The organism is Pseudomonas sp. 22085, assembly GCF_052045815.1.
Taxonomy (GTDB): Bacteria; Pseudomonadota; Gammaproteobacteria; order Pseudomonadales; family Pseudomonadaceae; genus Aquipseudomonas; species Aquipseudomonas glycinae.
Map to the genome: position 1 here is coordinate 145,199 of NZ_JBQEQA010000002.1, position 12,734 is coordinate 157,932.

At 64.3% G+C, this 12,734-nt stretch carries 2 protein-coding genes (1 of these 2 cut by a window edge); both read left to right on the forward strand.

Annotation, left to right across the window (positions count from 1 at the left end; translation table 11 throughout):
* A protein-coding gene (locus tag ACTJK7_RS02945) for a non-ribosomal peptide synthase/polyketide synthase (protein WP_440780254.1) crosses the window boundary here: on the forward strand, positions 1-11,631 show its 3' portion. It extends 3,429 nt beyond the left edge of the window; 11,631 of the gene's 15,060 nt are visible here — the last part of the coding sequence; its start codon lies beyond the left edge, outside the window; it ends in the stop codon at positions 11,629-11,631.
* Positions 11,632-11,697: 66 nt separating this feature from the next.
* Positions 11,698-12,657, forward strand: coding sequence for an alpha/beta hydrolase (locus ACTJK7_RS02950; protein ID WP_440780255.1), 960 nt, complete (start codon positions 11,698-11,700; stop codon positions 12,655-12,657).
* Positions 12,658-12,734 lie beyond the last annotated feature (77 nt).

The window sequence follows — 12,734 nt, forward strand, 5'->3', positions numbered from 1 at the left end:
GGTGAACTGGACCTGCCGGCGTTGCAGCGCAGCTTCGATGCGCTGATCGCCCGCCACGAATCCCTGCGTACCTGCTTTGTCGAGGAGCAGGGCCAGACCCTGCAAGTGATCCAGGCCCAGGCATCGCTGGACATCGCCGTCGAAACCATCGATCGCGAGCTGGACGATTCCGCGCTGCAAGCCTTGGTCGCTGCCGAAACCCTGCACCTGTTCGACTTGCAGAAAGGCCCGCTGCTGCGGGTCAAGTTGCTGCGCCTGGCGGCCGATGACCACGCGCTGATCATCACCTTGCACCACATCGTGTCCGATGGCTGGTCGATGGGCATCATGGTCAACGAGCTGGTGGCGTTGTATGCCGCCCACAGCGAAGGCAAGACCGCGCAGCTGCCGGCATTGCCGGTGCAGTACGCCGACTACGCCGTGTGGCAGCGCCAGTGGATGGATGCCGGTGAACGCGAGCGCCAACTGAGTTACTGGACCGCGCAACTGGGCGATGGCGACCAGCCGTTGCTGGAGCTGCCGACCGACCGTCCGCGTCCGCCGGAGCAAAGCTACCGGGGCGCGCGTCAGGACATCCCGCTGAGCGCCGAACTGGTCGCCGGCCTCAAGCACGTCGCACAACGGGAAAACGTCACCCTGTTCGCGCTGCTGCTGGCCTCGTTCCAGACCCTGCTGCACCGCTACAGCGGCCAGGCCGACATTCGCGTCGGCGTGCCGGTGGCCAACCGCAACCGGGTCGAGACCGAAGGCCTGATCGGCTTCTTCGTCAACACTCAAGTGCTGAAGGCCGAGTTCGACAGCCAGCAGAGCTTCCGCAGCCTGCTGCAACAAGTGAAGAACACCGTGCTCGGCGCCCAGGCCCATCAGGATCTGCCGTTCGAGCAACTGGTCGATGCGCTGCAACCGGAGCGCAGCCTGAGCCACAGTCCGCTGTTCCAGGTGCTGCACAACCACCAGAGCCAGACCCGTCAGGCGCAGGGCGCAACGCGTCTGTCGAAGATCGAGATCGAAGGCCTGAGCTGGGTGTCGCACACCGCGCAGTTCGACCTGACCCTCGACACCTTCGAATCGGCGGACAACGTCTGGGCCGAACTGACCTACGCCACCGACCTGTTCGACGCGGTGACCATGCAGCGCCTGGCGCAGCACTGGACGAATCTGCTACGCGGCATCGTCGCCGATTGCACCCAGCGCATCGCCGAGCTGCCGCTGCATGACGCGGCCGAACGTCAGGCCACGTTGTTGCAATGGAACCCGGCCGTGGCCGATTTCCCGAGCGAGGTGTGCCTGCATCAACTGATCGAAGCGCAGGCCGCGCGTGCGCCGCACGCGGTGGCCGTGACTTACGGCGAAAAGGCCTTGAGCTACGGCGAGCTCAACAGCCGCGCCAACCAGTTGGCCCACAAGTTGATTGCCAGCGGTGTCGGGCCCGACGTGCGCGTCGGTCTGGCGGTGGAGCGCAGCCTGGAAATGCTCGTCGGCCTGCTGGCGATTCTCAAGGCCGGCGGTGCCTATGTGCCGCTCGACCCGACGTATCCGGAAGATCGTCTGGCCTACATGATCGGCGACAGTGGCATCGCTCTGCTGTTGACCCAGAGTCATCTGCTCGGCCGTCTGCCGGTGCCGGACTCGGTGCGCAGCGTGATACTCGATCAGGAACGCGACGGCCTCGAAGGCTATAGCGACAGCAACCCGCAGGTCTCCATGAGCGCGGACAACCTGGCCTACGTGATCTACACCTCTGGTTCCACCGGCCAGCCGAAAGGCACCTTGCTCGCCCATCACAACGTGCTGCGCCTGTTCAAGGCCACCGATGCCTGGTTCGATTTCGGCCCGCAGGATGTCTGGAGCCTGTTCCATTCCTACGCGTTCGACTTCTCGGTCTGGGAAATCTTCGGTGCGCTGCTGTACGGCGGCAAACTGGTGGTGGTGCCGCACGAGACCAGCCGTTCGCCGGACGATTTCTACGCCTTGCTGTGCCGTGAAGGGATCACCGTCCTCAACCAGACGCCGTCGGCGTTCAAGCAACTGATGCAAGTGGCGTGCGCCCCGGAACACGCGGCGGCGCAACCGTCCCTGCGTTATGTGGTGTTCGGCGGCGAGGCGCTGGAGGTCAAGAGCCTGCGCCCATGGTTCGAGCGCTTCGGCGATCAGGCCCCGCAACTGATCAACATGTACGGCATCACCGAAACCACGGTTCACGTGACCTACCGGCCGATCTCGCTGGCGGACCTGCAACGCGACGCCAGCAGCCCGATCGGCGAGCCGATCCCGGACCTGTCCTGGTACTTGCTCGACGGCGACCTGAACCCGGTGGCCAAGGGTTGCATCGGCGAGCTGTACGTCGGCCGTGCCGGTCTGGCCCGGGGGTATCTGAACCGTCCGGACCTGACCACGCTGCGCTTCATTCCCGATCCGTTTGCCGCCGATGGCGGTCGCCTGTACCGCACCGGCGACCTTGCGCGCTACCGCGCCGACGGCGTGATCGAATACATCGGCCGGATCGACCATCAGGTGAAGATTCGCGGCTTCCGCATCGAGCTCGGCGAGATCGAAGCGCAGTTGCTCGAACAGTCCGCCGTGCGTCAGGCCGTGGTGCTGGCGCAGCCGGGTCTCAGTGGTCAGCAACTGGTGGCGTACCTGGTGCCGAGCGAGGCTGCATTGCTCGACGCCGACGCTGCCGAACAGGGACAGTGGCGTGACAGCGTGCGGGCCGCGCTCAAGGAAAACCTGCCGGATCACATGATCCCGGCGCACCTGTTGTTGCTCGAACAATTGCCGTTGACCGCCAATGGCAAACTCAACCGCAGTGCCTTGCCGTCCCCGGATGCGAGTCAGGCGCAGCAGGCTTATCAGGCACCGCAAAGCGAACTGGAACAGCGTCTGGCCGAGATCTGGCAGGACGTGCTGAAGCTGCCGCAAGTGGGTCTGAACGACAACTTCTTCGAGCTGGGCGGCGATTCGATCATCTCGATTCAAGTGGTCAGCCGCGCCCGTCAGGCCGGCATCCGTCTGAACCCCAAAGACCTGTTCCAGCACCAGACCGTGCAGCGTCTGGCGCTGGTCGCGCAGCTCGGCGACAGCGAATCGACCATTGATCAGCAACCGGTCACCGGCCCGGCGTTGCTGCTGCCGATCCAGCAGCAGTTCTTCGAGGACGACATCCCCGAGCGTCACCACTGGAACCAGTCGGTGCTGCTCAAGCCACTTCAGCCGCTGGCGGCCGAAAAGATCGAGCAAGCGTTGCGTGCGCTGGTCATCCATCACGATGCCTTGCGCCTGAGCTTCAGCCAGCAAGGCAGTGTCTGGCAGGCCGAACACCTGGCGGCCGACGCCTTGCCGCAAGATCTGCTCTGGCAGGAAGCCATTGCCGACATCGCCGATCTTGAAGCGTTGGGCAACCGCGCCCAGCGCAGCCTCGACCTGCAGAACGGCCCGTTGCTGCGGGCGGTGCTGGCGAGTCTGGCCGATGGCAGTCAACGCCTGTTGCTGGTGATCCATCACCTGGCGGTGGACGGCGTGTCGTGGCGCATTCTGCTGGACGACCTGCAAACCGCTTATCAGCAAGCCATCAACGGTCAGGCCCTGAGCCTGCCGGCCAAGACCAGTGCCTTCAAGGACTGGAGCGAACACTTGCAGCGTTACGCCAACAGCCCTGCATTGTTGGAGGAACTGGCGTACTGGCAGGCCTGCCTGAGCGATGTCAGCACCGACTTGCCGTGCAAGCGTCTCGACGCCGGCCAGCATAACCGTCTGGCGCAGACCGTACAGACTCGCCTCAGCGCGGAGCTGACCCGGCAGCTGTTGCAAGAAGCCCCGGCGGCCTATCGCACCCAGGTCAACGACCTGCTGCTGACCGCACTGGCCCGGGTCATCGGGCGCTGGAGCGGGCAGCCGTCGACGCTGATTCAACTGGAAGGTCACGGTCGCGAAGAGCTTTTCAATGACGTCGATCTGACCCGCACCGTGGGCTGGTTCACCAGCCTGTTCCCGGTGCGTCTGACCCTGGGCGAAGGCGCGGGCGATTCGATCAAGCGGATCAAGGAACAACTGCGCTCGATCCCGAACAAGGGCATCGGTTTCGGCGCGTTGCGTCACCTCGGTGATGCCGGCGCGCAAAACAGCCTGAAGGCACTGCCGACCCCGCGCATTACCTTCAACTACCTCGGCCAGTTCGACGGCAGCTTCGAGGCCGATGATGGCGCACTGTTCGCGCCGGCCCCCGAAAACTCCGGCCTGGAACAAAGCCAGGATGCGCCGCTGGGTAACTGGCTGACCCTCAACGGTCAGGTGTATGGCGGTGAATTGAGCGTCGGCTGGACCTTCAGCGAAGAACGCTTCGACAGCGCCACCATTGAAGCGCTGGCCCGCGACTACGCCGATGAACTGGCCGCGCTGATCGCTCACTGCCTGACGCCAGGCGTGGAAGGCTTGACCCCGTCGGACTTCCCGCTGGCGGGTCTGACTCAGGCTCAGCTCGACGGTTTGCCGTTGCCGGCGCCGCAGATTGCCGACATCTATCCGCTGTCGGCGATGCAGCAGGGCATGCTGTTCCACAGCCTGTACGAGCAGGCGAGCGGCGACTACATCAACCAGGTTCGCCTGGACGTCGAAGGCCTCGACCCGCAGCGCTTCCAGCAAGCCTGGCAGGCGGCGGTGGATAACCACGACATCCTGCGCACCAGTTTCATCTGGCAAGGCCAGGTGGCGCGTCCGGTGCAAGTGGTGCACAAGCAGCTGGAGATGCCGTTCAGCGTGCTCGACTGGCGTGACCGCAGCGCCGATCCGGCAGCGCTGGATCGATTGGCAGCCAACGAACAGGCACAGGGTTTCGACCTGTGCCACGGCCCGCTGCTGCGCATGGTCGTGGTGCGTCTGGACGATCAGCGTTGCCACCTGATCTACACCAATCACCACATCCTGATGGACGGCTGGAGCAATTCGCAGTTGCTCGGCGAAGTCCTCCAGCGTTATGCCGGAGAAACCCTGCCAGCGCTGACCGGGCGTTATCGCGACTACATCGAATGGCTGCAACGCCAGGACGCCAAGGTCAGTGAACATTACTGGACCGCGCAACTGGCCAGCCTGCAAGAGCCGACCCGTCTGGCCCAGGCCATTCAGGCCCAGCGCAGCGACGAGTTGCGTGAAGGTCATGGCGAGCGCTACGTGTTCATCGACGCCGAACAGACCCGACGCCTGGGCGAGTTTGCCCGTCAGCAGAAAGTCACGCTCAATACCTTGATTCAGGCCGCTTGGTTGCTGCTGTTGCAGCGCCTGACCGGTCAGGAAAGTGTAGCCTTCGGTGCCACCGTGGCCGGTCGTCCGACCGAGCTCAAAGGCGTCGAGCAGCAGATCGGCCTGTTCATCAACACCTTGCCGGTGATCGCCAGCCCGCGTTCGGAATACAGCGTCGGCCAGTGGTTGCAGAGCGTGCAGGCGCAGAACATCGGTCTGCGCGAACACGAACACACGCCGCTGTTCGACATCCAGCGCTGGGCCGGGCAGAGCGGTGAAGCGCTGTTCGACAACATTCTGGTGTTCGAGAACTATCCCGTGTCCCAGGCCCTGGAAGAGGGCGCGCCGCAGGAACTGCGCTTTGGCGAGGTCAATAACCACGAGCAGACCAACTACCCGCTGACCCTGGCGGTGAACGTCAGCGATGAACTGTCGCTGCACTACAGCTACCAGCGCGGGCAGTTCACCGATTCGGTGATCGCGCAATTGAGCGCGCAACTGCAAAACCTGTTGCAGCAAATGGTGCAGTCGGGCGATGCCATGCTCGGCGCGCTGGACTTGCTCGACAGCGTCGACCGTCGCTTGATGGTCGAGCAGTGGAACGCCACCGGCATCGACTATCCGCTGGAGCAGGGCGTGCACACGCTGATCGAAACCCAGGCCCTGCGCACCCCGGACGCGCCGGCGTTGGTGTTCGCCGGCCAGACCCTGAGCTACGCGCAACTCAATACCCGCGCCAACCAGTTGGCCCATGGCTTGATCGCCCGTGGGGTCGGCCCGGATGTGCTGGTGGGGATTGCGGTCGAACGCAGCCTGGAAATGGTCATCGGCCTGCTGGCGATCCTCAAGGCCGGTGGCGCCTACGTGCCGCTGGATCCGGAATACCCGCGTGATCGCCTGAGCTACATGATCGCCGACAGCGGCATCGACCAGTTGCTGACCCAGCCGCACCTGCTGGCCGGCCTGCCGATTCCCGACGGCGTACAGACCCTGTGCCTGGAACCGTCCGGTGCGGACTTCGCCGAGTGGCCGACGCAAAATCCGCAGGTCGAATACGACGCCAGCAACCTGGCGTACGTGATCTACACCTCCGGTTCCACCGGCATGCCGAAAGGCGCGGGCAACGCTCATCGCGCCCTGACCAACCGCCTGATGTGGATGCAGCAGGCCTATGGTCTGGACGCCAGCGACACGGTGCTGCAGAAAACCCCGTTCAGCTTCGACGTGTCGGTGTGGGAGTTCTTCTGGCCGCTGATGACCGGCGCCCGACTGGTCGTCGCGGCACCGGGCGACCACCGCGATCCGGCGAAACTGATCGCGCTGATCAACGCCGAGCGCGTCACCACGTTGCACTTCGTGCCGTCGATGCTGCAGGCCTTCCTGCAGGACGCCAACGTGTCGAGCTGCACCGGTCTGAAGCGCATCGTCTGCAGTGGTGAAGCGCTGCCGGTGGATGCGCAGGTGCAGGTCTTCGCCAAACTGCCGCAGGCCGGTCTGTTCAACCTGTACGGCCCGACCGAAGCCGCGATCGACGTGACCCACTGGACCTGCCGCGACGAAGGTCGCGATGGCGTGCCGATCGGTCAGCCGATTGCCAACCTGTCGACCTTCATTCTCGACAGCGGTCTCAATCCGCTGCCGGTGGGTGTAGCCGGTGAGTTGTATCTCGGCGGAATCGGTCTGGCCCGTGGTTATCACCGTCGTCCAGGGCTGAGCGCCGAGCGCTTTGTCGCCAATCCGTTCGCGGCCGGCGAGCGGATGTACCGCACCGGTGACCTGGCGCGCTATCGCGCCGACGGCGTGATCGAGTACGTCGGGCGCATCGACCATCAGGTCAAACTGCGCGGTCTGCGGATCGAGCTGGGCGAAATCGAAGCACGGTTGATGGAACACCCTGCCGTGCGGGAAGCGGTGGTGGTTGCCCGTGACGTACTGGGCAGTCAGCAACTGGTGGCGTATCTGGTGCCGAGCGATCCGGCGACTGTCGACGCCAGCGATGCCGCGCGCAACGCACTGCACGACAGCCTGTCGAGCTGGCTGGGCGCGAGCCTGCCGGATTACATGGTGCCGGCGCACCGGATGTGGCTGGCGCAGATGCCGCTGAGCCCCAACGGCAAACTCGACCGCAAGCGTCTGCCGGCGCTGGCGTTCTCGGCTGCGCAGCAACACGTCGAACCGGCCAATGCCGTCGAGCAGACGCTGGTGGAGATCTGGAAAGACGTGCTGGGCCTTGAGCGGATCAGCACCACCGACAGTTTCTTCGCGTTGGGCGGCGATTCGATCGTCTCGATTCAGGTGGTCAGCCGCGCCCGTCAACAAGGCATCGAACTGAGCCCGAAAGACCTGTTCCAGCAGCCGACCATCCAGCAACTGGCCGTGCGTGCCCAGGCGAGCGAAGGCACTCAGGCACCGGTGGCCGTTTTGGTCGACATGCCGTTGCACGGTCTGAGCGAGGCGCAGATTGCCGGGCTGCCATTGCCCGAGGGGCAACTGGACGGGTTGTACCGCTTGTCGCCGATGCAGCAGGGCATGCTGTTCCTCGGTTTGAACTCGCCGGAAGCCGACCTCTACATCAACCAGGTGAGCATTCCGGTGCAGGGCCTGGAGCCGTCGCGCTTCCAGGCAGCGTGGGAAGCGGTGAGCCGTCGTCACGACATTCTGCGCACCGGTTTCCTCTGGCAGGACATGGCCGAGCCGCTGCAATTCGTGCTCGCCGATCCGCAACTGCCGGTGAGCCTGCTCGACTGGCGCGATCAGGATCATTCCGAAGAAGCCTTGCAGGCGCTGGCCGCCAGCGAACGGGCCAAGGGCTTCGACCTCGACCGTCCGCCGCTGCAACGCCTGACCCTGGTGCAGGTGGGCGAGGGCAGCTATCAACTGATCTGGACCTATCACCACATCCTGATCGACGGCTGGAGCAGTTCGCAGTTGATCGGCGAAGTGCTGAGCCAGTATTCCGGCCAGCCGCTCGCCGAAGCGGTGCCGTACCGTCGCTACATCAACTGGCTGCAACAGCAGGATGCCAACGCCAGTGAAGGTTTCTGGCGTGAACACCTGAGCCTGCTCGACGAGCCGACGTATCTCGCTGACGCGGTTGCCCGCATCGGCGAAGGTCGCGGTCACGAAGCGCTGTACAGCCGTCTGGGCGAAACCCGCACCGAACAGCTCAAAGCCTTCGCCCAGTCCCAGCAGATCACCCTCAACACGCTGGTGCAGGGCGCGTGGCTGATGCTGCTGAGCCGTTACAGCGGCCAGCGCTGCGTGGCGTTCGGTGCCACGGTGGCGGGGCGTCCGGCGAGTCTGCCGGCGTCGGAGTCGATCCTCGGTCTGTTCATCAATACTTTGCCGGTGATCAAGGATGTACCGGCCGAACAGGCGGTCGGCCACTGGCTGCGCGACTTGCAGGACTTCAACCTGGAAATGCGCGAGCGCGAATACACGCCGCTGTCCGACGTTCAGCGTTGGGCCGGACGTACCGGACAGTCGCTGTTCGACAGCATCATCGTGTTCGAAAACCACCCGATCGATCAGGCGTTGCGGCAGTGGCGCGACGACTCGCTCAAGTTCGGCGAGAGCGCCAGCGCCGGCCTGACCAACTTCCCGATGGACCTGATGGTTACGCTCGAAGAAGGGCTGGTGATCGAGTACATGTTCCTGCGCGAGCACTTCGACCGGGCGACCGTCGAAGGCATCCGCAGCAATATGGAAGGGCTGCTGGTTGCGCTTACGCAAGACGCATCGCAACCGCTGGGCCGCATCGGCCTGCCGACTGCGCAGGTCGCGGATTCGACGATGGTTGCCGGACAGCCGCCAGCGCTGGCGGTGCATCAGCGCATCGGTCAGTGGGCCGTGCAGCGCAGCGAGCAGACTGCCGTGGTCTTCAACGATCAGGCATTCAGCTACGGCCAGATCGAGGCACGGGCCAATCGTCTGGCCCATGCACTGATCGCCGAAGGTGTCGGCCCGGAAGTGCGGGTCGGCGTGGCGCTGCCGCGCAGCGAAAACATGATCGTCGCGCTGCTGGCGGTGCTCAAGGCTGGCGGTGCCTATGTGCCGCTGGACGCGACCTATCCTCGCGAGCGTTTGAGTTATCTGATGCGTGATTCCGGGATTGCGTTGCTGCTCAGCGATTCGAGCCTGCGTCAGGTGATGCCAGCCCAGGACAACCTGCATGTGCTGGAACTGGATCAACTGGACCTCAGCGCCCGGCCGGATACTGCGCCGCAGGTTTCGGTCGAACCGGGCAACCTCGCGTACGTGATCTACACCTCCGGTTCCACCGGGTTGCCCAAAGGCGTCGGTGTGGCTCACGGGCCGCTGGCGATGCACTGCGAGGCGATCGGTCAGCGTTATGAAATGAGCGAAGCCGATTGCGAATTGCACTTCATGTCGTTCGCGTTCGACGGCGCCCATGAACGCTGGCTGACCACCCTGACCCATGGCGCACGCCTGCTGATCCGTGACGACAGCCTGTGGACCGCCGAGCAGACCTGCAACGCCATGCATCAACACGGCGTGACCGTGGCGGCGTTCCCGCCGGTGTACCTGCAGCAACTGGCCGAACACGCCGAGCAACACGGCAACCCACCGCCGGTGCGAATCTACTGCTTTGGTGGTGATGCGGTGCCGGTGGCGAGTTTCGAGCTGGCCAAGCGTGCGCTGAAACCGCAGTACATCATCAACGGCTACGGCCCGACCGAAACCGTGGTCACGCCGCTGATCTGGAAGGCCGGCGCCGAGGATGTCTGCGGCGCTGCCTACGCGCCGATCGGCAGTGTGGTCGGTGAGCGCTGTGGTTACGTGCTCGACAGCGATCTCAACCGTCTGCCGGTCGGGATTGCCGGCGAGTTGTACCTCGGTGGCGCGCTGGCCCGTGGTTATCTGGGGCGCGCCGGCGGCACCGCCGAGCGCTTCGTGGCCAACCCGTTCAGCACCGATGGCAGCCGTCTGTATCGCACTGGCGACCTGGTACGCCAGCGCGCCGATGGCACGGTCGACTACCTCGGCCGAATCGACCATCAGGTGAAGATCCGCGGTTTCCGTATCGAACTGGGTGAGGTCGAAGCACGCCTCAAGCAGCAACCGGGTGTGCGCGATGCAGCCGTGGTCGCTCGGGATGGCGTCAGCGGCAAACAGCTGCTCGGCTATGTGCTGGCCGGTGCCGATACGTCGGTGGACGGTCTGTGCGAACGCTTGCGCGAACAGCTCAAGGCCGGCCTGCCGGACTACATGGTGCCTGCGCACTTGATGTTGCTTGAGCGCATGCCGCTGACGCCGAACGGCAAACTCGATCGCAAGGCCCTGCCGGATCCGGACGCCGGACAGCGTCAGGATTACGTGGCGCCGCGTACCGAGCTGGAAAAATCTCTGGCGAAAATCTGGCAGGAGGTGCTGAAGATCGAACGCGTCGGCCTGACCGACAACTTCTTTGAACTGGGCGGCGACTCGATCCTCAGCCTGCAGGTGGTCGCTCGCAGTCGTGTGCTCAAGTCCCAGGGCCTGAGCCTGAAACTGCGCGATCTGATGCAGAAACCGAGCATCGGCGAACTGGTGGCCAGTGTTCAGGGCACGGCCGAGAAAGCCTCCGGACTGTTGGCGATGAACGCCGAGGTCAAGGGGCGGGAACCGTTGTTTTGCATCCATGCCGGTTTCGGCACGGTGTTCGATTACGAGCCATTGGCCCGTCGTCTGAGCGGTCAGCGCCAGGTGCTGGCGATCCAGTCGCGGATGTTGCTCGACCCGGCCTTCAGCGACACGTCGCTGGAAAGCATGGCGAGTGATTACGTGGCGCAGATTCGCGAGAAACAGCCGCAGGGGCCGTATCACCTGCTGGGTTGGTCGCTCGGCGGTACGCTGGCGATGCTGATGGCGGCGCAGCTTGAGCGGGAAGGGCAGCCCGTGCAGTTCGTCGGCCTGGTGGACAGCTTCGTGGCCTCGGCGGCGATCAATGCCGGCGCTGTGGATGACTGGCGAGCCGACCTGCGCGATTTTCTGCGGGTCACGCTGCCGGATGCCACAAACGTGACCATCGACGGCGAGGAAACGGCACAGCACCTGCGTGCAGTGTTCAACGCAGCGATGGGCGTCGGAGGTGGGGCTTCGACCTACGTCGCGCTGGGGGCCGATGAACTGGCCCATGTGTTCAGCGTGGCGCGCCGGCTTAAACAGCTGTCGCTGCAACTCGACCGCTGTCCGCCGCTGGCGGTGCAGCCGGTCTGCTGGTGGACGCTCGGTCGCGAAGAGGAGGCGGCTGAACTGGCGACGCAACTCGAACAGCCGGGCATGGGCGGCGAATGGCTCGATTGCGGGCACTTCCAGATCCCGCGGGATGAAACTTTCCTGTCCGAGGCTGAAGAAATGCTCGGCGAGATCGTTGAATCAGTAGCCATGTCCTGAATCCTGTCCTGTAACCGCAAACACCACTCGGGCGCTTAAGGCGCCCGAGTGGTCTGGAGAATTTGAATGTCGTTGAATCCTGATATCGCCGCATTTCTGCAACTGGTCGGCAACGGCCGGGCCAGCGGCAAACGCGTGGGCATGCATGAGTTGAGCCCGGAACAGGCGCGCGAGCAGTTCGATCAGTCTTCGTTGCTGATGGACGCTGGCGGTGAAGACCTGGCGGTGGTCGATGAACTGCAACTGCCGGTGCGCGACGGCTCGCTGCTGGATGCGCGGGTCTACAGCAATCAGCCCTTGAACGCCGGGGCCGGGCGTCCGGCACTGTTGTACTTCCATGGCGGCGGTTATGTGGTCGGCAGCCTCGATTCCCACGATTCGCTGTGCCGGGCGCTGGCGTCGATGGCCGATTGCGTGGTGGTGTCGGTGGCCTATCGACTGGCGCCGCAATGTCGCTTCCCGACCGCCGCTGACGATGCACAGGATGCCTGGCACTGGTTGGTCGCCAGCGCTCAGGATCTGGGCCTGGACAGCACGCGCCTGGCAATTGCCGGTGACAGCGTCGGCGGCAGCCTGGCCACGGTGCTGGCCGCACAATTGGCGGGTGCCCCGGTGCAGCCGCGTTTGCAGGTGCTGATCTACCCGGTCACCGACGCCAGCCGCAGCACCCCGTCCATCGAGCGTTACGCCGAGGGTTATCTGCTGGAGAAGGCATCGCTGAACTGGTTCTACAACCACTATCAGCGTGAGGCGGCCGACCGTCTCGATCCGCGTTTTTCGCCGTTGCTGGGTGACGTCTCAGCCGCTGTGGCGCCGGTGCTTTTGGTGTTGGCGGAGTGCGATCCACTGCACGACGAAGGCGTGGCATACGCCCGGCATTTGCAGGCGGCGGGTGTCGAGGTCGAGTTGAAAGTGTACGAAGGCATGACCCATGACTTCATGCGCATGGGCGCGATCATCGACGAAGCCGAAGAAGCGCAGCGACACATCGCCGAGCGCTTGGTGGAGGTGTTTACGGCGCAGTGACACTGGTTTTCGAGGGACTGAAAGGGCCGCTGTTTACGGCCCTTTTCTTTTGCCCGGGAATTGCTTTCGGGCAGACA

Bases quoted from the DNA above. Each gene is read 5' to 3' on its own strand.
- ACTJK7_RS02950 (WP_440780255.1), top strand. From the start codon at position 11,698: ATGTCGTTGAATCCTGATATCGCCGCATTTCTGCAACTGGTCGGCAAC.